The organism is Pseudoxanthomonas wuyuanensis (assembly GCF_900215535.1).
GTDB classification, from domain to species: Bacteria; Pseudomonadota; Gammaproteobacteria; order Xanthomonadales; family Xanthomonadaceae; genus Pseudoxanthomonas_A; species Pseudoxanthomonas_A wuyuanensis.
This window is the reverse complement of the sequence record NZ_OCND01000001.1, coordinates 691,521-713,399: the sequence shown is the minus strand read 5'-3', so window position 1 is coordinate 713,399 and position 21,879 is coordinate 691,521. Positions and strand designations below refer to the sequence as shown.

General features: G+C 65.9%; 24 protein-coding genes. 10 read left to right on the top strand and 14 right to left on the bottom strand.

Annotated elements, in window-relative coordinates:
• Window positions 1–3: 3 nt before the first annotated feature.
• The 10 genes from CRO39_RS03175 to CRO39_RS03135 form a co-directional block, all read right to left on the bottom strand.
• Entirely contained in the window at window positions 4–696 is a 693-nt protein-coding gene (locus CRO39_RS03175) for a C39 family peptidase (protein ID WP_097120399.1), read from the bottom strand.
• Complete coding sequence (locus CRO39_RS21140) at window positions 693–1,133, bottom strand: hypothetical protein (RefSeq protein WP_238394514.1); 441 nt, start codon at window positions 1,131–1,133, stop codon at window positions 693–695. Before CRO39_RS21140 ends, CRO39_RS03175 begins: the two co-directional genes overlap by 4 nt.
• Window positions 1,134–1,251: 118 nt before the next feature.
• Complete coding sequence (locus CRO39_RS03165) at window positions 1,252–2,553, bottom strand: hypothetical protein (protein WP_202926253.1); 1,302 nt, start codon at window positions 2,551–2,553, stop codon at window positions 1,252–1,254.
• 235 nt (window positions 2,554–2,788) lie between these two features.
• Window positions 2,789–3,130, bottom strand: coding sequence for a DUF190 domain-containing protein (locus CRO39_RS03160; protein ID WP_097120398.1), 342 nt, complete (start codon window positions 3,128–3,130; stop codon window positions 2,789–2,791).
• Window positions 3,127–3,558, bottom strand: coding sequence for a fluoride efflux transporter FluC (locus CRO39_RS03155; protein WP_097120397.1), 432 nt, complete (start codon window positions 3,556–3,558; stop codon window positions 3,127–3,129). Before CRO39_RS03155 ends, CRO39_RS03160 begins: the two co-directional genes overlap by 4 nt.
• Window positions 3,555–3,938, bottom strand: coding sequence for a CrcB family protein (locus CRO39_RS03150; RefSeq protein WP_097120396.1), 384 nt, complete (start codon window positions 3,936–3,938; stop codon window positions 3,555–3,557). Before CRO39_RS03150 ends, CRO39_RS03155 begins: the two co-directional genes overlap by 4 nt.
• Window positions 3,935–5,239 carry a replication-associated recombination protein A gene (locus CRO39_RS03145; RefSeq protein ID WP_097120763.1) on the bottom strand — a complete coding sequence of 435 codons (1,305 nt, stop codon included), beginning with the start codon at window positions 5,237–5,239 and terminating at the stop codon, window positions 3,935–3,937. Before CRO39_RS03145 ends, CRO39_RS03150 begins: the two co-directional genes overlap by 4 nt.
• 136 nt (window positions 5,240–5,375) lie before the next feature.
• Window positions 5,376–5,558 (bottom strand): hypothetical protein, encoded by a 183-nt coding sequence (locus CRO39_RS21060; protein WP_217991831.1) that lies wholly within the window; start codon window positions 5,556–5,558, stop codon window positions 5,376–5,378.
• 414 nt (window positions 5,559–5,972) lie between these two features.
• Window positions 5,973–6,596, bottom strand: coding sequence for an outer membrane lipoprotein periplasmic chaperone LolA (gene lolA, locus CRO39_RS03140; RefSeq protein WP_097120395.1), 624 nt, complete (start codon window positions 6,594–6,596; stop codon window positions 5,973–5,975).
• A 279-nt stretch (window positions 6,597–6,875) separates the two neighbouring features.
• Window positions 6,876–9,242, bottom strand: a complete 2,367-nt coding sequence (locus CRO39_RS03135; protein WP_097120394.1) for a DNA translocase FtsK — start codon at window positions 9,240–9,242, stop codon at window positions 6,876–6,878.
• 312 nt (window positions 9,243–9,554) lie between these two features.
• Here CRO39_RS03135 and trxB point away from each other — a divergent pair, with 312 nt between their 5' ends.
• From trxB to CRO39_RS03105, 6 genes are all read left to right on the top strand, one after another.
• On the top strand, window positions 9,555–10,508 hold the full coding sequence (gene trxB / locus CRO39_RS03130) for a thioredoxin-disulfide reductase (protein ID WP_097120393.1): 954 nt from the start codon (window positions 9,555–9,557) through the stop codon (window positions 10,506–10,508).
• Window positions 10,508–10,939: a GNAT family N-acetyltransferase gene (locus tag CRO39_RS03125; RefSeq protein WP_097120392.1), complete on the top strand. Its 432-nt coding sequence runs from the start codon at window positions 10,508–10,510 to the stop codon at window positions 10,937–10,939. Before trxB ends, CRO39_RS03125 begins: the two co-directional genes overlap by 1 nt.
• Window positions 10,936–12,102, top strand: coding sequence for a GNAT family N-acetyltransferase (locus CRO39_RS03120; protein WP_097120391.1), 1,167 nt, complete (start codon window positions 10,936–10,938; stop codon window positions 12,100–12,102). The genes CRO39_RS03125 and CRO39_RS03120 overlap by 4 nt, the downstream gene beginning before the upstream one ends.
• Window positions 12,103–12,224: 122 nt before the next feature.
• Window positions 12,225–12,971 (top strand): leucyl/phenylalanyl-tRNA--protein transferase, encoded by a 747-nt coding sequence (gene aat, locus CRO39_RS03115; RefSeq protein WP_097120390.1) that lies wholly within the window; start codon window positions 12,225–12,227, stop codon window positions 12,969–12,971.
• Window positions 12,972–13,054: 83 nt separating this feature from the next.
• Entirely contained in the window at window positions 13,055–13,273 is a 219-nt protein-coding gene (infA, locus tag CRO39_RS03110) for a translation initiation factor IF-1 (protein ID WP_055943174.1), read from the top strand.
• A gap of 450 nt (window positions 13,274–13,723) precedes the next feature.
• On the top strand, window positions 13,724–14,191 hold the full coding sequence (locus tag CRO39_RS03105; RefSeq protein ID WP_141400691.1) for a hypothetical protein: 468 nt from the start codon (window positions 13,724–13,726) through the stop codon (window positions 14,189–14,191).
• A gap of 288 nt (window positions 14,192–14,479) precedes the next feature.
• On the opposite strand, the gene clpA is transcribed toward CRO39_RS03105, so the two are convergent.
• Both clpA and clpS read right to left on the bottom strand, forming a co-directional pair.
• Window positions 14,480–16,759, bottom strand: a complete 2,280-nt coding sequence (gene clpA / locus CRO39_RS03100) for an ATP-dependent Clp protease ATP-binding subunit ClpA (RefSeq protein WP_097120388.1) — start codon at window positions 16,757–16,759, stop codon at window positions 14,480–14,482.
• Between the two features lie 263 nt (window positions 16,760–17,022).
• On the bottom strand, window positions 17,023–17,343 hold the full coding sequence (gene clpS / locus CRO39_RS03095; protein WP_097120387.1) for an ATP-dependent Clp protease adapter ClpS: 321 nt from the start codon (window positions 17,341–17,343) through the stop codon (window positions 17,023–17,025).
• 72 nt (window positions 17,344–17,415) lie between these two features.
• On the opposite strand from clpS, the gene CRO39_RS03090 reads away from it, so the two are divergent.
• From CRO39_RS03090 to hflD, 4 genes are all read left to right on the top strand, one after another.
• Window positions 17,416–17,925 (top strand): hypothetical protein, encoded by a 510-nt coding sequence (locus CRO39_RS03090; RefSeq protein ID WP_097120386.1) that lies wholly within the window; start codon window positions 17,416–17,418, stop codon window positions 17,923–17,925.
• 11 nt (window positions 17,926–17,936) lie between these two features.
• On the top strand, window positions 17,937–18,416 hold the full coding sequence (locus tag CRO39_RS03085) for an NUDIX hydrolase (RefSeq protein ID WP_097120385.1): 480 nt from the start codon (window positions 17,937–17,939) through the stop codon (window positions 18,414–18,416).
• 103 nt (window positions 18,417–18,519) lie between these two features.
• Window positions 18,520–19,653: a tRNA 2-thiouridine(34) synthase MnmA gene (gene mnmA, locus CRO39_RS03080; RefSeq protein ID WP_097120384.1), complete on the top strand. Its 1,134-nt coding sequence runs from the start codon at window positions 18,520–18,522 to the stop codon at window positions 19,651–19,653.
• Window positions 19,650–20,261, top strand: a complete 612-nt coding sequence (gene hflD / locus CRO39_RS03075; RefSeq protein WP_097120383.1) for a high frequency lysogenization protein HflD — start codon at window positions 19,650–19,652, stop codon at window positions 20,259–20,261. Before mnmA ends, hflD begins: the two co-directional genes overlap by 4 nt.
• Before the next feature lie 390 nt (window positions 20,262–20,651).
• On the opposite strand, the gene nadE is transcribed toward hflD, so the two are convergent.
• Window positions 20,652–21,617 carry an NAD(+) synthase gene (gene nadE, locus CRO39_RS03070; RefSeq protein WP_097120382.1) on the bottom strand — a complete coding sequence of 322 codons (966 nt, stop codon included), beginning with the start codon at window positions 21,615–21,617 and terminating at the stop codon, window positions 20,652–20,654.
• Window positions 21,614–21,862, bottom strand: coding sequence for an acyl carrier protein (locus tag CRO39_RS03065; RefSeq protein ID WP_097120762.1), 249 nt, complete (start codon window positions 21,860–21,862; stop codon window positions 21,614–21,616). Before CRO39_RS03065 ends, nadE begins: the two co-directional genes overlap by 4 nt.
• Window positions 21,863–21,879: the final 17 nt, after the last annotated feature.

The following is a 21,879-nucleotide window of genomic DNA, read 5'->3' as shown; positions in this document are numbered from 1 at the left end:
GCTTCAGATGTCTCCCGGCCCGCGCTTGGGCATGGCGATATTGCGCAGTCCGTCGCGCTGGATGCCCATGTCCAGCGGCGCCGGCGGTGCGGTACGCCAGTCGCTGACGTGATTGAACCGCGCCATCTCGCGCCGGTTGTGCACGACAAACAGCACGCGGTTGTCCCATAACGCCTCGAAACGCGAACGCGGCATCGCCCGGGTGCCGCGCGCCGGGTCGCCCAACAGCACGCGGCCGTTGCGCAGCCCCTTGACCACCACGAAATGGCGGTAGCCGCGATCGTTGAGCAGCACGATCGCCGGCAGCCCTTCTTCCAGCAGCTTGTCCAGCGGCAGTTCGAAACCGTCGGCCTCGAAGCCCTTGGAATTCAGGTAGCGGCGCATGTCCAGCAGCGAGAATCCTTCGCGCCGGATCTTGCTCTGGTCGCCGTTGTTGTACATCTGCACGAACACGTCGGCCTCGCTGACCGCCAGCCCGTACTGGTAGGTCAGCAACGTGGCGGTGGCCGCGGAGCCGCAGCTGAAGTCGTATTGCTGGGGAATGGTGGTGGCAAAGCGCGCCTGTTTCAGGCTGGTCACCGCCAGCCGGTAGCTGCCGCCGTGCGGCACGCGGATATCCGCGGCGCAGGCCAGCACCGGCGCCAGCCCCAATACCAGGCCGGCAACCGCGGCGGCGACCGACGCGGCGCGTTTCACGGGCCCGGGTCCGCGAACTGCACGTTGACGATCATCGCGTTCTGGATCAGCACGTTGCTGCCGGTGTTCTGGATCACCGTGTTGATGCCGCTGGCATTGGCGAACGAACCGCCATTGATGGTGTTGGCGCCGCTGACGATTCGGTCGGCGGTGTTGTCGTTGACCGCACCGTCCACCAGGATGTCGTTGTTCACCTGGCTGTCGCCGCCGCGCAGTTGATGCAGACGAACCGCATCCAACGGAGTCCCGAATGCCGAGGCCGCCAGCCTGTCGTCCGCCGGCGGCAAAGATGCCTGGATTTCGACGGGTGATGCCGTAAACGTCAGAAAATTATCGATTGGCTGCTGCCCGGCTTCGCTTGCCGCCGCTACCGCGGCAACGGCGAACAGCAAGGCGGCCGCGGTCGCCCGCGGCATGCCCGATGAATGGCTACGCATGATCTTCTCCCTTCCCTGCGGTGCCACGCTGCCGGGGCGGCAGCCCATCCGCTGGACCGCCGCCCCTTCGCATGTGATGCGCCGGGATGAAACCTCAGCCCGGCGCAGCGCGGACGCTTTACGGTCCTACGGTCAGGTTGGCCTGCACGGTGACGCCCTGCTGGATCAGCGAAGCGAATCCGCTGTTCTGCGCGGCGACCATGATGCCCGCGGCCGACTGGCCGACGCTGGTCATGTTGCTCGACATGTCGAACACACCGGCGCTGTTGCCAACCGTACCGCCGTTGCCGCCGGCTCCGCCGGTCGCACCGTTGCCGACGCCACCATTGCCGACGCCGCCGTTGCCGTCGCCGCCCACACCGCCGTCGGCACCGACCGCACCTACCGCGCCATCGCCGGCATTGGCGCTGCCATTCGATGCCATCGACGAAGCGCTGCCATTGCTGGCATCGCCGTTGCTGGCCGAACCGCCATCGCCGCCGTCGCCACCGGTACTGGCCAGGGCACCGCCCTCGCCGCCGTTGCCGCTGCCGGCACCGCCGCTGGCAGTGGCCGAACCGGCCGTGCCGTCGCCACCGGTTCCGCTGGAGGCGCCGCCGGTCGCACTGGCACCGCCGGAGGTGCCGTCGCCGCCGGCCGCATCCGCGTTGCCCAGGACGAAGCCATTGCCGGTGCTCGCATCGCCGCCGGCCGCCGCATCCAGCGCGCCCGCATCGCTGCTGCCGCTGCTGCCGTCGCCACCGGCCGCAGCGCTCAGGCCGCCGGCCGCTCCGCCAACACCGACGGCATCGCCGCCGCGTCCGCCGCGATTGCGTTCGGAGTCGCCGCCACGGCCGCCGTTACCGGCGACAGCGTCGCCGATCGAAGCGCTGCCGTTGCTGGAATCGCCGGCCATGGCGCTGCCGTTGTTGGCCGAGCCGCCATTACCGCCGTTGCCGCCGTTGCCGCCATCTCCGCCATTGCCGCCGTAGCCGTCGCCACCGTAGCCGTCGCCACCGTAGCCATCACCCCCCTGTCCACCCCTGCCACCGCTGGCGTCGCCCCAGTTGTTGGCGACGTTGCCGATGTCATGGACCGTGATGCCCGATACGCTGCCGCTCAGCGTGGTCTCCGCAACCGCTTTGCTGTGGTTGAAAGAATTGGAGAAGCTGGATGTTGCGGTTCCGCCGTTGTTGGCGGCCGCGGTGCCGAAGCCATCGGCGTTGGCTCGGCCGCGGTTGTCGCGGTTGTCGCCGTCGTGCGTACTGTTGTCGCTGTTGTCGCTACTGTCCGTATTGGTAAACGTGAGTTCGAGATCGATGGCCGTCAGCGTATCTGCACCTGGCCCGTTTTCCGTATTGGTTGCCTGCGCGAATGCCTGTCCCGTCAGACCGAGTCCCACCAGCACCGCGGATGCAATCAGCGTTTTTCTAATGCACATGTTTATTCTCCTGCGCGTCTTCCCGGAGCCCAGGGGAGGCCCAGAAAATAAGACGCGCGTCACATTTGCACGGCCTTTGTTATCCGACCGAGGGAGAATTGTTTGAAATTCGTTAAACAGAAACCGCTCGTCTGCATCGGAAAAAACGCACCGAAAACAGTGGCCTACATAGTTGTCGTTACCCGGTATTGATGTTCACGGGGAGGTGCGGCCCGGTATTCCGGCGACCGTCCGCCTATGGCTGCTGCGCATCGCCGTAGCTGATCACCTGGACCTTTTCCAGCGTGACCAGGCCGCTGCCGACCATGTCCTGCAGCAGCGGCAGGAAACGGCGGATGCTCTCTTCCGAATCGATCAGTTCCACCACGATCGGCAGATCCTCGGAAAGCCGCAGGATCTTGGCCGTATGCAGACGGCTGGATCGTCCGAACCCCATCGGTCCGCGCAGCACCGTGGCGCCGGCCATCTGCTGTTCGCGGGCTTTCAGCACGATGGCCTCGTAGAGCGGGCGATCGCCGTACCGATCGCTTTCGCCGATGTGGATTCGCAGCAGCATGGCCGACTCTGGCAGATTCATGGCAGATCTCCTCGATGACGCGGACCAACCCGGTTGAAATACTGGCCAGCCAGATAACCACCCCAGACGCCAACCAGCCAGGCCGGCACGGACAACACGATGATGGCAGCGGCCAGCAGCGGCTTTCCGCTGGCGATGCTGGCCAATACTTCTGCGGTAAACAACGAAAACGTGGTGAAGCCGCCGCAGAAACCGGCCATCACGAAATTCCGCTGCTGTGGCGAAGCAAGCCACCTGCCGTCGGCGGACACGATGGCAGCGTAGCAGCCAATCAACGCCGAGCCGATGATGTTGATCGCCAGCGTGCCCCACGGGAAGCCCACCTGCGCGGAGGTTCCCAGCAGGTGGCCCAGCCCCCAGCGTGCCGACGCGCCCAGTGCGCTGCCCAGCGCCACCCACGCGACCATCGGTAGGCGCGGACCGCTCACAAGCCGCCCAGCCACAGACCCAGCGCGCCTGCGCCCAGGCCGGCGAACAGCGACAAGCCCAGGTAGGCAAGCGCACGCGGCCGTTGCCGGTCCTTGAGCAGCAGCAACGTCTGCAAGCTCAGCGATGAAACCGTGGTGTAGCTGCCGATGGCGCCTACTGCCAACAGCAACCACAGACCGTCGGTGGCGGGGGAGCCTGTCGCCAACCCGCCCATCAGCGCGCCCAGCAGGCCCGCGCCGCTGGCGTTGACGATCAGGGTTCCCCACGGAAAGGTCTCACCGATGCGCCGGGCAAACCAGCCGGACACCGAGTAGCGCAACGCACCGCCGACCGCACCGCCGGCCGCCACCATCAGCCATTGCAGCCAGAGGCCGCTCATCCCTTGCGCGGTTTTCCGGATTGGGCATTGCGCCTGGCCTCGCGCAGGCGGTCCAGTTTTTCCTTCAGCTTGATCTCCATGCCGCGCTCGACCGGTTCGTAATAGACCCGCTCGCCCATCGCATCGGGAAACGCGGTCTGGTCCAGTGCGATGCCGCCGGCGCTGTCGTGGTCGTACTGGTAGCCGGTGCCGTAGCCGAGTTCCTTCATCAGCTTGGTCGGCGCGTTGCGCAGATGCATCGGCACTTCCTGGGTGCCGTATTCGCGCACGTCGCGCTTGGCCGCGCCGAAGGCCTTGTAGCCGGCATTGGACTTGGCGGTGCTGGCCAGATAGATGACCAGCTGCGCCAATGCCAGGTCGCCTTCGGGGCTGCCCAGGCGCTCGTAGGTATCCCAGGCCTCGATCGCCATCTGCAGGGCGCGCGGATCGGCCAGGCCGACATCCTCGACCGCCATCCGGGTCATCCGCCGCGCCAGATACACCGGATCGCAGCCGCCATCGAGCATCCGCGTCAGCCAGTACAGCGCGGCATCGGGATTGGAACTGCGCACCGACTTGTGCAGCGCCGAGATCTGATCGTAGAACTGCTCGCCACCCTTGTCGAAACGGCGGGTGCGGTCGGCCAGCACCTGCACCAGCGTCTGCGCGGTGATTTCGTTGCCCTCGTCGGCCGCCAGTTCGGCGGCGATTTCCAGCAACGTCAATGCGCGGCGGACATCGCCATCGGCAGCGCCGGCAATCTCGCCCAACGCTTCGTCGGAAACCTTCAGGCCCTGCCCGCCCAGTCCGCGCTCCTCGTCCTCCAGCGCGCGTTGCAGCGCGGCCCGGATGTCCTCGCCGGAAACGGCCTCCATCACATGCACGCGGCAACGCGACAACAGCGCCGAATTCAGTTCGAACGAAGGATTCTCGGTGGTGGCGCCGACAAAGAGGATGGTGCCGCGTTCGATATGCGGCAGGAAGGCATCCTGCTGGGTCTTGTTGAAGCGGTGCACCTCATCGACGAACAGCACCGTGCGGCGCCCGCCGGCGAATCGCTGCGCGGCTTCGGCCAGCACCAGCCGCACCTCCGGCAAACCGGACAGCACCGCGGAAATCGCCTTGAACTCGGCGTCGGCGTACTGCGCCAGCAGCAGCGCCAGCGTGGTCTTGCCGCAGCCCGGCGGCCCCCACAGGATCATCGAATGCACATGCCCGGATTCCACCGCGCGGCGCAGCGCGGTCCCCGGCGCCAGCAACCGGCGCTGGCCGACCATCTCGTCCAGCGTGCGCGGGCGCACGCGCTCGGCCAGCGGTCGCATCGCATCGCGATCCACACTGAGCAGATCGGCTTCGTCAGGGAGTCGGGTCTTGGCTTTGGCCACGCGTCATTCTAACGCGGCCGCTCACGAGGATTCGTAGGGCAGGCCCTGGCCTGAGGTCTCCCCACAAATTCTTTCAGATATTCAACAAATTGACGCCACGCTTGCATTTCCTCCATTTCTCAAAGGTTCTTTTCCCGTTTTTCGGGATGTCGGCGTCGGCGGGATCGGCGTCGACGGGAGCCGCCGCCCGGCGGGCTGGGGGTGCTCCGCCCTCCTGACGACGTCGTGTCTTTACGTCGGGCCGCAGACCATCCATGGCCTGCTCTCCGCACCCCCAGCCCGCCGGCCGTCGCCTTTCGCGAGATGGCAGATCGCGACTTCGGAAGGCCCTTCTTCGAGCGCCGACCAGGTGTCCAGAAGCCGGTGACCAGGGCAGTGCGGGACCGTACGCGGCATGGATGCCGCGGAAGAGCTCACATGGACGTGTTTACCGCGTGTCCCGCACTGCCCTGGTCACCGGCTTCCACATAGACATTCCCACACTTGGGAGAAGAATCTTTTCAAAGGGGAGACGACCATCTTCGGAAAAACGTGGGGAGACCTCAGGCCCTGGCCCACCATCACCATCCTTCCGCTAACCGTGACAACGAGCGAAGTCAACGGCGACATCGCGGTCATCTTTGTATTAGCCACGCACCCGAAGTGGCGGGCCTGGGCCCGCCCTACGCCATCAAAGATCGCCGACCACGTCGACGCCGGCGGCCGGGCTGTACTTGAATGTGGTCGCGGCGAACGCGGGGTTGCGCTTCCAGCCGCTGAAGCGGATCGCAGTGCGCTGGCCGACGGCATCCACCACTTCCATCTGCGCCAGGCCGTTGCCGTCGAAACCCAGCCGGGCCGACTGGAAGCTGGCATCGCCCTCGTTCTTCGGCGTCAGCGCCAGCCATTCCAGGCCGTCGCGGCTGCCGCCGTCGCTGACGTTGAACTGCTGGTCCAGCTTGCCCGGGTCGATCAGCGCCGATAACGGGCTGTTCTGTTCCTCGACGCCCTGCTCGCGCACGGTGACCTGCTGCAGGTCCGGGTCGTACACCCACACCTTGCTGCCATCGGCGACGATCAGCTGCTCATATGGCTTGACGTACTCCCAGCGGAACAACCGCGGCGCCGACAGTGCGACCCGGCCGCTGGAGCTTTCCTTCAGCTTGCCGCCGCCGTCGAAGACCTGCTGGGTGAACTGCCCGTCCAGTCCCTTCAGTCCCGTGGTGAAGCTCTTCAGCTGATCGCGGGCGCCGGCAAACGCGGTTCCGGCGAACAGGGCGGTGGCGAGGACGGCGTAGCGGGCGATGCGAATCATGCGGGTTTCCGGAATGGACAGGCTGGAGCGAGTGTGGCGCGTAAAAACTGAATGGGAGTGGAGGAAAGGCGGAACCGGCGGACGGCGTTCAGCCGGGCTTGATAACCCATTCTTTGTGTTTGTGGGAGCGACGTAAGTCGCGATGGCATCCCGAAGAGCGGTTGAAGCCGCCTATTCGCCATCCGGACGCGCTGCGGCGCGTTCTTCATCGCGCGCTCTGAATGGTTATCGGGGCGCCATCGCGACTTACGTCGCTCCCACACGGACCGCCAAGGCCGCTCAATTCCTCGGCGGCGGCGGCGCCAGCACCTGGCGGTCGCCATTGTGTTCGGGCGGGGTGACCACGCCGGCCGCTTCCATCGCTTCGATCAAGCGGGCCGCGCGGTTGTAGCCGATCTTCAACCGCCGTTGCACGCCGGAAATCGAGGCGCGCCGGCTTTCGGTGACGATGCGCACCGCCTCATCGTACAGCGGGTCGGACTCATCCCCGCTCGCACTGCTGGTCTCCGGCAGGCCGGTGGGACCGACCACCACGCCATCGCCCATGGTCTGGATTTCCTCCAGCACGCCTTCGATATAGTCGGCGGTGCCGGTAGCCTTCAGGTGTTCCACCACGCGGTGCACTTCCTCGTCGCTGACGAAGGCGCCATGGATGCGTTCGGGCATGGCCGTGCCCGGCGGCAGGTACAGCATGTCGCCCATGCCGAGCAAGGTTTCCGCGCCGGACTGGTCCAGGATGGTGCGCGAGTCGATCTTGCTGGACACCTGGAAGGCGATGCGGGTGGGGATGTTGGCCTTGATCAGGCCGGTGATCACGTCCACCGACGGACGCTGGGTGGCCAGGATCAGGTGCATGCCGGCGGCGCGCGACTTCTGCGCCAGCCGTGCGATCAGCTCCTCCACCTTCTTGCCGACGATCATCATCATGTCGGCGAACTCGTCGATGAAGATGACGATGAACGGCAGCGGCTCCAGCGGCCGCGGCGCTTCGGCCAGGTCCGGGTTCGGTTTGAACAGCGGGTCCATCAGCGGCTGGCCGGCGTCCTGCGCGTCCTTGACCTTCTTGTTGAAGCCGCCCAGGTTGCGCACGCCCACCGCGCTCATCAGCTTGTAGCGCCGTTCCATCTCCGCCACGCACCAGCGCAGGCCGTTGGCGGCTTCCTTCATGTCGGTGACCACCGGCGCCAGCAGGTGCGGAATGCCCTGGTAGACCGAGAGTTCCAACATCTTCGGGTCGATCATCAGGATGCGCACATCCTTGGCGCTGGCCTTGTACAGCAGGCTCAACACCATCGCGTTGACCGCGACCGACTTGCCCGAACCGGTGGTACCGGCCACCAGCAGATGCGGCATGCGCGCCAGGTCCGCCACCGTGGGCCGGCCGGCGATGTCCTTGCCCAGCGCGATGGTCAGCGGACTGGGCGACTTGTCGTATTCCTTGGAGCGCAGCAGCTCGCTCAGGTAGATCATCTCGCGGCTGGTATTGGGAATCTCCAGGCCGATCACCGACTTGCCCGGGATCACGTCGACCACGCGTACCGACTTCACGCTCAGGCCGCGGGCGATGTCCTTGTCCAGCGAGTTGACCTGGCTGACCTTGACGCCGGGCGCCGGCTCCATTTCGAAACGGGTGATGACCGGGCCCGGATAGGCGCCGACCACCTGCACGTCGATGCGGAAATCCTTGAGCTTGAATTCGATCTGGCGCGACAGCGTTTCCAGGGTTTCTTCCGAATAGCCCTTGGTCTGCGGCTTGGGATCGTCCAGCAGCGACAACGGGGGGATGCCGGAATCGTCGCCGCCGGTGCCGTGGAACAACGGAATCTGCTGCTCGCGCTTGGCGCGCTCGCTCTTTTCGATGATCGGCGCCGGCGGCGGCTCGATATGCACCGGCTCGCGCTTGGCGCGCGCCACCGCTTCGACCTTGCGGACGATCTCGCGCTCCTCGCGCATGGCCCGGGTCTGCTGCCATTCGTTGGCCTGCTGGCTGCCGCGGCGGAACAGCGCCGGCATCATCAGTACGTACTTGCCGATGCGTTCCATCACCGCAAACCAGGACAGGCCGGTGGCCAGGGTCACCGAGACCAGAAACAGCGCCAGCAGGAACAGGTTGCCGCCCAGGCTGCCAAAGCCGCTGAGCAGCGACTTGCCGACCAGCGTCCCCAGGATGCCGCCGGGCCCGGCCGAGAAATGCGCCGCCGGCACGCCGCGCAGGTATAGCAGCCCGGTGGCCGAAATCAGGAAACCGACCATGCCGACCAGCCGCAATGCAGGGCCCAGGTCGGCTTCGCCATCGCCATCGCTGTCCATGCCGAACAGCGCGATCCAGGCCACCGCGCCCAGCACCACCGGCAGCAGGAAGGCGACATAACCGAACAGGTACAACAGCATGTCGGCCAGCCATGCGCCGACCCGTCCGCCAAGATTGTGGATGGGTGCGGTCAGGCTGCCGGCCTGCGACCAGCTCGGGTCCTGGGGCGAAAACGTGAACAGGCTGGCCAGCAGATACAGCAGCAACGGAGCGATGGCGATCAACGCAAGATCTCGCCACAGCCGCTGCCGGCGCGGGTTCGGTGGCGCCGCCTGCTTGCGGGCGGCCGCATTGGCGCCTTTGGATTTGCCGCTTTCCGGAAGCTGTTTTGCCACCTTTCGACCAGACCTTAGGAATATTTCGTTAGTCTTTGATAGTAAACGAGTCCGCACCTGATTTCAGCATCGGAACAAGCGCTGGCCCAAGCAGCCCGCCCTGGCCAGGGGCTATTGCCGTTTCCCGGGTGGGCCGCAGAAAAAACGCCGCAACCGCGGCGGCGCTTCCGGAGCCTTGTTCTGTTCGTTTCGCATCAGCGCATTCCATCCGCGTGCCTTGATCCAACCCAGCCGCACCGCCACTCTATGCGCCTGCGATGACGGACCCTGTGGTGCGCTCGCGGGGCCATCTCCCACTTTTCGCGAGTATACATGAGCACTTCGAAGCACTGCCGCCTGTTGATCCTGGGCTCCGGCCCCGCTGGTTGGACCGCCGCCGTCTATGCCGCCCGTGCCAACCTCAAGCCCGTCGTCATCACCGGCCTGCAGCAGGGTGGCCAGCTGATGACCACCACCGAGGTGGACAACTGGCCCGGCGATGCGCATGGCCTGATGGGCCCGGACCTGATGACGCGGATGCAGGCGCACGCCGAACGCTTCGAGACCGAAGTCATCTTCGACCACATCCATACCGCCGACCTGTCCCAGCGGCCGTTCAAGCTGATCGGCGACAACGGCGAGTACACCGCCGATGCGCTGATCATCGCCACCGGCGCCACCGCCAAGTACCTGGGCCTGCCGTCGGAAGAAGCGTTCAAGGGCCGCGGCGTATCGGCCTGCGCCACCTGCGACGGCTTTTTCTACCGGGATCAGGACGTGGCAGTGATCGGCGGCGGCAATACCGCGGTCGAGGAAGCGCTATACCTGGCCAACATCGCCCGCAAGGTCTACCTGGTCCACCGCCGCGACACCCTGCGCGCGGAGAAGATCATGCAGGACAAGCTGTTCGCCAAGATCCAGGCCGGCAAGATCGAACCCATCTGGCACCACACCGTCGACGAAGTGCTCGGCGACGAGGCCGGCGTGACCGGCATCCGGGTCAAGTCGGTGCAGGACGGCGGCACCCGCGATGTGCCGGTGCACGGCTTCTTCGTGGCCATCGGCCATACGCCCAATACCAGCCTGTTCGAAGGCCAGCTGGACATGAGCAACGGCTACCTGAAGATCCGTTCCGGCCTGGAAGGCAATGCCACCGCAACCACCATCCCGGGCGTGTTCGCCGCCGGGGACGTCACCGATCAGCACTACCGCCAGGCCATCACCTCGGCCGGTTTCGGCTGCATGGCCGCGCTGGACGCTGAACGCTTCCTCGACAAGGACGCCTGATGCTGCGATTCAGCACGGATCCGGCCGACCTGGATGTCGTGCTGATCCACGATTTTCTGGGCCGCCATTCGTACTGGGCCGCGGGCATTCCGCGGCCGACGCTGGAGCGCGCGCTGGCCAACTCGCTCTGCATCGGCGGCTACCTGGGCGAGCGCCAGGTGGCATTCGCCCGCGCGGTGACCGACCAGGCCACCTTCGCCTACATTGCCGACGTGTTTGTGCTGGATGAGTTCCGCGGCCAGGGCCATGGCCGCGCCATCGTCCAGGCCCTGCTCGCGGATCCGCGCTTGCAGGGGCTGCGGCGGATGCATCTGGTCACCCGCGACATGCATCAGCTTTACCGCGGACTCGGTTTCAGCGAACTCGCCCAGCCAGAGCAGCACATGCAAAAGCACGACCCGGACGTGTATCGCCGCCCCACCCCGGCATGAGCCTGGAAGCGCGACCGCTGGCATCGTTGTCCGCTGTCGCGGCGGCGGACTGGGACGCCCTGCACGACGGCCGCAATCCGTTCGTCCGCCACGCCTTCCTGTCCGGGCTGGAAATGCAGGGCTGCCTGCGCCCGGACTGGGGCTGGACCCCGCAGCATCTGACCTTGTGGGAAGGCGACGCGCTGGTGGCCGCCGCGCCGGGTTATCTGAAGACCAATTCGCATGGCGAATTCGTGTTCGACCACGCCTGGGCCAACGCCTACGCGCGCCACGGCCTGGACTACTTCCCCAAGTGGCTGGGCGCGGTGCCTTACTCGCCGGTGACCGGGCCGCGCCTGCTGGCGCCGGATCCGGCCCACCGGCAAGCGCTGCTGCAGGCCATCGCCGCTCAGGCGACCGGCTTGGGATTGTCCTCGGCGCACGTCAATTTCCACACCAGCGAGGAGGACCCCAGCTTCGGGCCCGAATGGCTGGCCCGCAGCGATATCCAGTACCACTGGCGCAACCCGGGCCACTGGAAGGATTTCGACGGCTTTCTGGCCGATTTCGACCACAAGCACCGCAAGAACATCCGCCAGGAACGCGCCAAGGTGCAGCGCGCCGGGGTGGATTTCCGGGTGCTCCATGGCGACGAGGCCAGCGACGCGGACCTGGAGGCGATGTTCGGCTTCTACCTGCGCACCTTCCTCGACTACGGCAATTCCCCTGCGCTGACCCTGGGGTTCATCCGCCATCTGGCCACCGCAATGCCGCGCTCGCTGGTGATTTTTCTGGCCGAACAGGAAGGCCGGCCGATCGCCGGCGCGCTCTGCCTGCGCGGCGGCGATACCTTGTACGGGCGCTACTGGGGCGCCGACCAGTCCCTGCCCGGGCTGCATTTCGAAACCTGCTACTATCAGGGCATCGACTACTGCCTGCGCGAAGGCCTGCGGGTGTTCGAGCCCGGCGCCCAGGGCGAGCACAAGATCGCACGCGGCTTCCTGCCGGCTTTCGTCCGCAGCCGGCACTGGATCGCCGACCCCGATTTTGCCGCAGCGCTGGGGCCCTGGTGCGCCGAGGAGACCCGTGCGCTGCAGCGCTACGCCGCCACGCTGGCCGCGCATTCTCCGTTCAAGGCAGGCGGCCGCTCTCTTCCTGCAGGAGCGACGGCTCTCAACAGCTGAATGGCTGGTCAAGTCGCGATGAGGCGCCACCGGTAAAGCCTCCGCGACTTGCGTCGCTCCTACCAGCAATTGAAGGAAACAACGGCAACGAATACCCGGCAGCGATTGGATATGCTGCCGCGATGCGAAGACGCCCTTTCCTGCTGCCGCCCGATCCCGATGCGCCCTTCCCATCGCCGGAGCATGCGCTGCGCGATCCCGACGGCTTGCTGGCCATCGGCGGAGATCTGTCGCCGCAGCGCCTGCTCAATGCCTACCGGGCCGGCATCTTTCCATGGTTCTCGGAAGGCCAGCCGCCGCTGTGGTGGTCGCCGGACCCGCGCATCGTGTTCCGCACCGATGGCGTCCATCTTTCCTCGCGTTTCCGCCGCTGGCTGCGCGGCTGCGACTGGCGTATCCGCGCCGACAGCGCATTCGCCGATGTCGTCGCTGCCTGCGCGCACTCGCCGCGGCCGGGCCAGGACGGCACCTGGATCACCGCCGGCATGCAACGCGCCTATTGCGAGCTGCACCGTCTCGGATACGCGCATTCGGTGGAAGTCTTCGATGGAGAACGGCTGGTCGGCGGCATCTACGGGGTCGCCATTGGCCGCATGTTCTTCGGCGAAAGCATGTTCAGCGCCGCCTCGGGAGGTTCCAAGACGGCGCTGTCGGCGCTGGCGCGGCGGCTGGCCGGCTGGGGCTGGCCGTTGATCGACGCCCAGGTCGAAAACCCGCACCTGCTCAGCCTGGGTGCGGAAAGCTGGCCACGCAGCCGCTTTCTGGCCGAGACCCGCGCGCTGGTCGGCCAACCTGCCCCGGTCGGCGCCTGGACGCGGTCGTTCGGTACCATGGCGGCGAAAGAGCTGGCGGCGGTGCGTCCGCCTTAACGGGTTTTTTGCACGCCGGTCCACTCAGGCGTACAATCCCCGTTTTATGGCTTCGGCCTTCCCGCGGCAACCCACAGGTCTACATGTCGAAAGACGATTCCATTGAATTCGAAGGCACCGTCGCCGAGACGCTGCCCAACACCATGTTCCGGGTCAAGCTGGAGAACGGGCACGAAATCATTGCCCATATCTCCGGCCGGATGCGCAAGAACTACATCCGTATCCTCACCGGCGACAAGGTCAAGGTGGAAATGACGCCCTACGATTTGACCAAAGGTCGAATCACTTATCGCATGAAGTAATTCATGTAAATAATTGTTTTAAAAGGCGGCCATTGGCCGCCTTTTTGTTCTTCTCCGATTTGCGGGGAGAGTGCGGTACCGGATGCAGAAACCGTGCCGGCTCCGGTACCACTCCTGCAGTAGACCCGATTCGGAGGCGACTCCCCGAAGCGCCTGCAACCTCTGTCCCAAAGCCGGTGGCCATGCGGTGCGGGACCTTCCCGGCAGGACGCCGCGTATCAAGCTGCATGTGAGGCAAGCTGCTGGCAAAGCATGGCTTCACGCGCCGGCCACCTGCGGTGGCAAGCCAGGCCCGCATAGCGGCATCACCGCGTGTCCCGTGTTGCCTGGCCGCCAGCTTCCCCGCGGGGTTTGCTCTGGAAACCTCTTGGGTCCGCTGACGCAGCCTACTTCTCAGGCGGGCTGTTCGATGCGCGCGTACGCGAAAACGTCGCACGCCAGAAGTCACGCATGACGCAGGTCACGCGGACTTTCGCCAGATTCGCCGTGGATGCGGCAGCCATAAGGTTCGCTGGCCCAATGACGGGCCAAACCCGAAGGCTATCGATGAAAATCTTCCTCTCCCTTGCCGCGGCAAGCCTGTCGCTCGCCCTGGTTGCCGGCAATGCGTCGGCCGCGGATGGAACCGAGTTGGCCGAATGCGTGGCTCTGGGCAATCACCAGCAGATCGTCCGGGCCGGCAGCAGCGAGCAGTTCTACCTCAAGGATGGCGACAACCATTACCGGATCGGATTGGGCCGGGGCTGTGGCTCGCTGGCGATTGCTTCGAAGATCGAACTCAGCACCGACGGCAACGCCAACCGCCTGTGCCCCAGCGGCAGCAAGGTCAAAACCAACCGGGAAATCTGCAGGGTCGATCAGGTCACGACCATCAGCGCCGAAGATTTCGCGCGCCGCCAGGCCCGCGCCAATCGCTAGGGCGTACCATCAATGGCCGCCGGTTCGGGCCGCACGCACTGGACGCTACCGGAGCGCAAGACAGGTTCTTCTCCGATTTCCGGGGATAGCGGTTTCGGAAGGAGCCGTCGCCTTTCGCCAGCGTGGCTGTTCGCGACCATGGATGGCATTCCCGAATGCCGACTGCCTGCCCAGAAGCCAGCGGCCGTGGCCACCGGCTTCCCTCTGGACGTTCCCTCTCCTGGGAGACACAAAAAAACGGGGAGCCTCATCAGCTCCCCGCTCCTTTCGCTGATGCTGTTGGCGCAATCACACCGTCGCCGGCAGCAGCTTTTCCGGTTCGGCCTGCGCTTCGACGACCAGCTCGCCGTCCTTGACGTCGATGCTGACGCGGCCGCCGCCGAGCAGCTTGCCGAACAGCAGCTCGTCGGCCAGCGGGCGCTTGACCTTGTCCTGGATCAGCCGCGCCATCGGGCGGGCACCCATCAGCGGGTCGAAACCGTGCTGGGCCAGCCAGTCGCGCGCGGCCGGCGTGGCCGACAGGCTGACGTGCTTCTCCTGCAGCAGCATTTCCAGCTCGATCAGGAACTTGTCGACAACTCGCAGAATATGGTCGAAGCCCAGGCCCTGGAACTGCACCACCGCATCCAGGCGGTTGCGGAACTCCGGGGTGAAGCTCTTGCGGATCACTTCCATCGCATCGGTGGAGTGGTCCTGGCGGGTGAAGCCGATGGTCCGGCGCGCCGCCTGCGCGGCGCCGGCATTGGTGGTCATCACCAGGATCACGTTCTTGAAGTTCGCTTCGCGGCCGTTGGTGTCGGTCAGCACGCCGCGGTCCATGACCTGCAGCAGGATGTTGAAGATGTCCGGGTGCGCTTTTTCCACCTCGTCCAGCAACAGCACGCAGTGCGGCGTCTTGACGATTTTCTCGGTCAGCAGGCCGCCCTGGTCGAAGCCGACATAGCCCGGGGGCGCGCCGATCAGGCGGCTGACCGAATGCGGCTCCATGTATTCGCTCATGTCGAAGCGGACCAGTTCGATGCCCAGTTGCAGCGCCAGCTGCTTGGTCACCTCGGTCTTGCCGACGCCGGTCGGGCCGGCGAACAGGAAGTTGCCGATAGGCTTGTCCGGATTGCCCAGGCCGCTGCGGGCCAGCTTGATCGCCGAGGCCAGCGTCTCGATGGCCGGATCCTGGCCGAAGATCACCATCTTCAGGTTGCGCTCCAGGTGCTGCAGCACGTCCTTGTCGGACGAGGACACCTGCTTGGCGGGAATCCGCGCCATCTTGGCCACAATGGTCTCGATCTCCTCGACGTCGATCAGCTCCTTGCGGACGTTTTCCGGCAGCAGGCGCTGACGCGCGCCGGCTTCATCGATCACGTCGATGGCCTTGTCCGGCAGCAAGCGGTCGCCGATGTGCTTGACCGACAGATCGACCGCAGCCTGCAAGGCCTCGTCGGCGTAAGTGACGCCGTGATGTGCCTCGTACTTGGGCTTGAGGCCCTGCAGGATCTGGAAGGCCTCGCCAACGGTCGGCTCGACGATGTCGATTTTCTGGAAGCGCCGCGCCAACGCCCGGTCCTTCTCGAAAATGCCGCGGTACTCCTGGAACGTGGTCGACCCGATGCAGCGCAGATCGCCGGAAGCCAGCGCCGGCTTGATCAGGTTGCTGGCGTCCATGGTGCCGCCGCTGGCCGAGCCGGCGCCGATGATGGTGTGGATTTCGTCGATGAACAGGATGGCGCCATCGTGCTTCTTGATTGCGCTCAGCACCGCCTTCAGGCGCTTTTCGAAATCGCCGCGGTACTTGGTGCCGGCGACCAGCGCCCCCAGGTCCAGCGAATAGATGGTGGCGTCCAGCAGCACTTCCGGTACGTCGCCGTCGACGATGCGCTTGGCCAGGCCTTCGGCCAGCGCGGTCTTGCCGACGCCGGCTTCGCCGACGTACAGCGGGTTGTTCTTGCGCCGTCGGCACAGCACCTGGATGGTGCGCTCGACCTCGTCGCCGCGGCCGACCAGCGGATCGATGCGGCCATGGCGCGCCAGGTCGTTGAGGTTGCTGGCGAACTCGGCCAGCGCATCGCCCTTGCCGTCGCCGTCGCCACCCTCGGCCTTGCCCTCGCCGTCCGCCTGGCCCTGCGCCTCGTGCTCATCGCCCTGCTTGGCGATGCCGTGCGACAGGTAGTTGACGATATCCAGCCGGGTCACGTCCTGTTGGGTCAGGTAATAGACCGCATGCGAGTCCTTCTCGCCGAAAATGGCCACCAGCACGTTGGCGCCGGTGACTTCCTTTTTGCCCGAGGACTGTACGTGGTAGACCGCGCGTTGCAGCACGCGCTGGAAACCCAGCGTCGGCTGGGTATCGCGGCCGTCGTCTTCGGCCAGGCGCGACACTGAGGCCTCGATGGCCTGTTCCAGTTCGTGCTGGAGGCGGCCCGAATCGGCGCCGCAGGCCTTCAGCACCGCCTGCGCGGACGGGTTTTCCAGCAGCGAGAGCAGCAGGTGCTCCACTGTCATGAACTCGTGCCGCGCCTCACGGGCGCGCTTGTAGCACTGGCCGATGGTTTGCTCGAGATCTTTGCTGAACATGGTTCGCCTCCGGGGCCGATGCCAACAATATGCGGCTTGCGGGTGAAAATTCCATCTCCTGGATGAATTTCACTGTTCAGCCGGTGTTGCCTTGTCCCGGCAGCAACGGCCCTCACCTGCAGCGTGTCATGAACTCCGGGACGAGATGCGTTGCGCGCCGGCGCAGCATGGCCGCCGGCGCCGTTCCAAGGCGAGCCTGGCGCCGCTGCAGCGTTTTTCGCACTTGCCCCACTAGGTATAACTCGTTCCAGGGGCCGGACCGGTCAGGATTTTTCCATGGTGCACAGCAGCGGGTGCTGGTTGATCCGCGAGAACTCGTTGACCTGGGCGACCTTGGATTCGGCCACCTCCCGGGTGTAGACGCCGCAGACGCCGCGCCCGCGGGTATGCACATGCAGCATCACCTGGGTGGCCTTTTCCAGGTCCATGGCGAAGAACTGCTGCAGGACCACCACCACGAAATCCATCGGCGTGTAATCGTCGTTGAGCAGCAGGACCTGGTACAGCGGCGGCGGCGCGACCTCGGGCTTGCCGGTCTCGACCATCACGCCGTGGTCGCGTTCGTTTTCGTGCTTGCGGGGCATGCGGCAATTATACGGATTGGACGGGCTGGGCTGCTGCCCGCACAATTCACGTTCCAGTCAACGGATACTTCCATGAAACCAGCCCTGCTCGCCGCCCTGCTTGCCCTGTCCGGGGCGATCCTCCCCGTCGCTGCCCAGGAGGCGCCGGCGCAAGCTGCAGTGGCGCCGGATCCGGGTATCGCGATGCTGCTCAAGCAACTGGAATACGAGTACGAGGTGGACGACGACGGCGACTACAAGCTGCTGATGGCCGTGGGCGGGGACGACGAACGCAGCCAGCTGGTATTCATCCGCTCGGCGGTGGAAACCTACGGGCAGATGAAGATCCGCGAGCTATGGTCGTATGCCTACCGCGCCCCGGGCGAATCGTTCCCGGCGCTGGTCGCCAACCGCCTGCTGGAGGCATCGCACAATCTGATCCTGGGCAGTTGGGTCAAGCAGGGCCAGAGCGCGGTGTTCGTGATCAAGCTTCCGGCCGATGCGGGCGCACAGGTGCTGGACGAGGCCATCGGCGCGGCGGTCGCCACCGCCGACGAGATGGAACTGGAACTGGCCGCCGACCCGGCCGCCGACGAGTTCTGAGCGCAACGCCGATGACCTACCGCGAAGGCCGATTCTGGCAGCCGGATGTGACCGTGGCGACCGTGGTGGTGCGCGACGGCCGGCTGTTGATGGTAGAGGAGCGCGCCAATGGCCGGCTGGTATTCAACCAGCCGGCCGGGCATCTGGAACCGGACGAGAGCCTGCAGGACGCGGCATTGCGCGAAACCCGCGAGGAAACCGGCTGGGACGTGCGCCTGACCGGGTTCGTCGGCGCCTACCAGTGGCAGGCCGAGGGCAGCGCCGACGGCGGCAACGGCCGCCACTACCTGCGCTTCGCGTTCGCCGCCGAGCCGGTCAGCCACGATCCGGCGCGGCCGCTGGACGACGGCATCGTGCAGGCGCTGTGGCTGACCCCGGCCGAGCTGCAGGCCCAGCGCGAACGCCATCGCAGCCCGCTGGTCTGGCAGGCGGTGCAGGATTTCCTGGCCGGACGCCGCTACCCGCTGTCGATGCTGCAGCACCTGGCATGAGGCTGCTTGGTCTCCGACGACGGCCCCGCCCTACCTCCTTCGCATGCCGGGGAGGTGCGTTGGCGCCGTGCGGGTCCGGTTGCGCAAGCGGTGCGGTGACCGTATGACGTCCAGCCCTCGGATCATTGTGGGTGTTTCCGGCGGCGTCGATTCGTCGGTGGCGGCGCTGCGCCTGGTCCAGGCCGGCGAATCGGTGGCGGGCCTGTTCATGCAGAACTGGGCCGACGACGGCGATGCGCAGGCCAGCGGCGACTGCCGCGCCGAAGACGACCGCCGCGATGCGGTCGCGGTCTGCGGCAAGCTGGGCATCGCATTCCATTTCCGCGATTTTTCGGCCGAATACTGGAAAGGCGTGTTCGAGCATTTCCTGGCCGAATACGCCGCCGGCCGCACGCCCAATCCGGACGTGCTGTGCAACCGGGAAGTGAAGTTCAAGCATTTTCTCAACGCTGCACGCGAGCTGGGCGCGGAAAAGATCGCCACCGGCCACTATGCGCGGGTGGCGCGCGTCGGCAGCCATTGGCGGCTGCTGCGCGGCGTGGACCGCAGCAAGGACCAGAGCTATTTCCTGCACCAACTGGGTCAGTCGCAGTTGTCGGCGACCTTGTTCCCGATTGGCGATCTGCAGAAGTCCGACCTGCGCCGGATTGCCCGCGAGGCCGGCCTGCCGACCCACGACAAGAAGGACTCGACCGGCATCTGCTTCATCGGCGAGCGCGATTTCCGCGAGTTCCTGGGCCGCTACCTGCCGGCCAAGCCGGGCGAGATGCGCGACCCGCAGGGCCACAAGATCGGCGAGCACCCCGGGGTTTTCTACTTCACCCTGGGCCAGCGCGAAGGCCTGCAGATCGGCGGCGTGCGCGGACGCCCGGCCGCGCCGTGGTACGTGGTCGGCAAGGATGTGGCCAGCAACGTGCTGTACGTCGATCAGGACACCCATAGCCCGTTCCTGCAATCGCAGCAGCTGTGGTCGGAAGCCGCGCACTGGGTTGCCGGCGCGCCGCCGGCGCGGGCGTTCGAATGCACGGCGCAGACCCGTTACCGCCAGAGCGACGAGCCCTGCACGGTGACGGTGGCCGACGACGGCACGCTGGCGGTGCGCTTCCCGCGCCCGCAGCGCGCCGTCACGCCCGGCCAATCGCTGGTGCTGTATGACGGCGAACAATGTCTGGGCGGTGCGATCATCGCCCGCACCGACGCCCCTCTTGAACGACGTATCGCGGAGCAAGCAGCTTGAGCAACCGATTTTCCGAACGCGTACTGGCGCTGGCCGGCCTGGCCCAGGCGTTGCAACAGGTCAGGCGCATCGCCGAAACCGGCCAGTCGGAAGCGGCCGTGGTGCAGGCCTCGCTGGACAGCGTGTTCCGCATCGACGCGGCTTCGCCTATCGAGGTCTACGGACAGGTCGCCGGTGTCTCTTCGGGGCTGCGGCTGCTGCGCAGCTACCTGGGCAACGAGGCGCGCGACGAAGCGCTGCCCAAGCTGGCATTGTCGGTGCTGCAACTGGAGCGCCGTTTCGTCCGCGAAACCAATACCGTCAACGCGGTCGGTTCGGGTATCAGCGAAATCGCGCCGCAAGCGCAGGCCCAGGGCAGCACCCATCCGGAAGTGCTGGCCGCGCTTGGCGGCCTGTACGCCGACACCATCAGCCATCTGCGCCCGCGGGTGATGGTCCAGGGCAATCCGCACTACCTGGGCCAGCCCGGGGTGGTCGCGGAAATCCGCGCGATTCTGCTGGCGGCGGTGCGTTCGGCGGTACTGTGGCGGCAACTGGGCGGCAGCTACTGGGATTTCCTGTTCTCGCGCAAGGCGATGCTGGAAGCCGCAGACGAGTGGCTGCGCTGAGCTGATCTTTTTGGTTTTCCAGATTCAAGGCAGCGGCTTCTGAAAGCGTCGTCGCTTTTTACGAACACGAACGCGAGTAGAGCGTTTCCTTGTAACGCTCAATCGCGACTCACCGGCGCCGGCATGCCGACGCCACTCCCACAATTTTTTGCCCGCACGCCGGTAACCTGTCCAGAAGCCGATGGCCCCAGCGTTGCGGGACCGTACGCGGCATGGACGCCGCGTAAGAGCTTACATGGGTGAGGCAAGCGCTTGCGAAGCACCGCTTCGCGGGCAGCCGAACGCTCGCCATCTGCGATGGCGGGCCGGCCCCGCGTAGCGAGTATTTGCAGCGTGTCCCGCAACGCTAGGGCCATCGGCTTCCATGTCGACGTTCGGAGAAGAACCTTTTCAGAGCGGCTCCATCCTCGCCGGCGGTGCGTGCAGGTAAACGGCGGCGCGGCGCTTGGCCGCGATATCCGCGTACACCGCCTCGGCCTGCGCCACCGGCATCTGCAACGCAGCCGCCAGTTCGGCCGCCGGCCGGTCGTGGTCGTGCGCCCATAGCGCCAGATCCATCGCCGCATACGGCAATGCGAAGTAGAACTCGTCCTGCCCCTGCGGCAGGCTGTAGGTGTCGGTGGTCGGCGTGGTGGCGCAGATTTCCTCCGGCAATCCCAACTGCCGCGCCATCGCATAAACCTGGCTCTTGAACAGGTGCGCGATCGGCTTCAGATCGGCAGAACCGTCGCCGTTCTTGACGAAGAAGCCCTGGTCGTACTCGAGCCGGTTGGGTGTGCCGATCACCGCATAGTTGAGCCGGTCGGCGTGGTAGTACTCCAGCGTCTTGCGCAGGCGCTGCTTGTGGTTGGTCGCCGCGACGATCTGCAGATAGGCCTGCAACGGCAGCCGCGCCTCCTGCATGTTTCCCTCCGGCGACTGCACCACCAGCTTGTAATAGTTGATGCCGCCCTGCAGGCCGCCGTGCAGCACGATCTTGTTCTTCCAGCCATCGCCGTAGTCGGAAAATACCTGGCGGATGGCCGCATCGCGGTCGCGATAGCAGCCCAGCGCGTCCAGCGCCGGCGCGATGTCGTGCAGTTCATGGGCGATGCCCAGGTGTTCGGCCAGCAGCCTTCCCAGCCGGCTGGACTGGCCGCTGGAATCGCGCTCGGGCAGCAGCAGTCCGAATACCTTGTCCGCACCGACCGCGCGCACCGCCAGCGCTGCGCAGACCGAGCTGTCGATGCCGCCGGACATCGCAATCACCAGACCGCGCCGGCGCAATTGGCGGGTGGTGCCGCGCATCCAGCCGGCGATGCGGTCGGCTTCGGCGGCCAGATCGATGTCCAGTACCTGCGGACCCAGCGCGTTCATGCGGCCTGCTTGCGCATGACGAACCGCGCCACCGCGTCCAGCGAGTCCAGGTTTTCCGGCATCATTTCCTCGTCTTCGACCTTGATGCCGTAGCTGTCTTCAAGGAAATGGACCAGTTCGAGGAAGCCGGTGGAATCCAGCAACTGCGCATCCATGAACGAGGCATCGTCGGCATAGGTTTCGGCGCTGCCCATCAGGAAGTTGTCCTGGATGTACTGGCGGACGGAGGTCTTGATTGCCTGCATCTGTGGTTCCATGTCGA

What these genes read in the sequence shown, in the direction of transcription:
- CRO39_RS21140 (WP_238394514.1), bottom strand. Translation starts at nt 1,133, where the DNA reads ATGCGTAGCCATTCATCGGGCATGCCGCGGGCGACCGCGGCCGCCTTG.
- CRO39_RS03165 (WP_202926253.1), bottom strand. Translation starts at nt 2,553, where the DNA reads ATGTGCATTAGAAAAACGCTGATTGCATCCGCGGTGCTGGTGGGACTC.
- CRO39_RS03160 (WP_097120398.1), bottom strand. Translation starts at nt 3,130, where the DNA reads ATGAATCTGCCAGAGTCGGCCATGCTGCTGCGAATCCACATCGGCGAA.
- CRO39_RS03150 (WP_097120396.1), bottom strand. Translation starts at nt 3,938, where the DNA reads ATGAGCGGCCTCTGGCTGCAATGGCTGATGGTGGCGGCCGGCGGTGCG.
- CRO39_RS03145 (WP_097120763.1), bottom strand. Translation starts at nt 5,239, where the DNA reads ATGCGACCGCTGGCCGAGCGCGTGCGCCCGCGCACGCTGGACGAGATG.
- CRO39_RS21060 (WP_217991831.1), bottom strand. Translation starts at nt 5,558, where the DNA reads ATGGATGGTCTGCGGCCCGACGTAAAGACACGACGTCGTCAGGAGGGC.
- lolA (WP_097120395.1), bottom strand. Translation starts at nt 6,596, where the DNA reads ATGATTCGCATCGCCCGCTACGCCGTCCTCGCCACCGCCCTGTTCGCC.
- trxB (WP_097120393.1), top strand. Translation starts at nt 9,555, where the DNA reads ATGAGCACTTCGAAGCACTGCCGCCTGTTGATCCTGGGCTCCGGCCCC.
- CRO39_RS03125 (WP_097120392.1), top strand. Translation starts at nt 10,508, where the DNA reads ATGCTGCGATTCAGCACGGATCCGGCCGACCTGGATGTCGTGCTGATC.
- CRO39_RS03120 (WP_097120391.1), top strand. Translation starts at nt 10,936, where the DNA reads ATGAGCCTGGAAGCGCGACCGCTGGCATCGTTGTCCGCTGTCGCGGCG.
- aat (WP_097120390.1), top strand. Translation starts at nt 12,225, where the DNA reads ATGCGAAGACGCCCTTTCCTGCTGCCGCCCGATCCCGATGCGCCCTTC.
- infA (WP_055943174.1), top strand. Translation starts at nt 13,055, where the DNA reads ATGTCGAAAGACGATTCCATTGAATTCGAAGGCACCGTCGCCGAGACG.
- CRO39_RS03105 (WP_141400691.1), top strand. Translation starts at nt 13,724, where the DNA reads ATGACGCAGGTCACGCGGACTTTCGCCAGATTCGCCGTGGATGCGGCA.
- clpA (WP_097120388.1), bottom strand. Translation starts at nt 16,759, where the DNA reads ATGTTCAGCAAAGATCTCGAGCAAACCATCGGCCAGTGCTACAAGCGC.
- clpS (WP_097120387.1), bottom strand. Translation starts at nt 17,343, where the DNA reads ATGCCCCGCAAGCACGAAAACGAACGCGACCACGGCGTGATGGTCGAG.
- CRO39_RS03090 (WP_097120386.1), top strand. Translation starts at nt 17,416, where the DNA reads ATGAAACCAGCCCTGCTCGCCGCCCTGCTTGCCCTGTCCGGGGCGATC.
- CRO39_RS03085 (WP_097120385.1), top strand. Translation starts at nt 17,937, where the DNA reads ATGACCTACCGCGAAGGCCGATTCTGGCAGCCGGATGTGACCGTGGCG.
- mnmA (WP_097120384.1), top strand. Translation starts at nt 18,520, where the DNA reads ATGACGTCCAGCCCTCGGATCATTGTGGGTGTTTCCGGCGGCGTCGAT.
- nadE (WP_097120382.1), bottom strand. Translation starts at nt 21,617, where the DNA reads ATGAACGCGCTGGGTCCGCAGGTACTGGACATCGATCTGGCCGCCGAA.
- CRO39_RS03065 (WP_097120762.1), bottom strand. Translation starts at nt 21,862, where the DNA reads ATGCAGGCAATCAAGACCTCCGTCCGCCAGTACATCCAGGACAACTTC.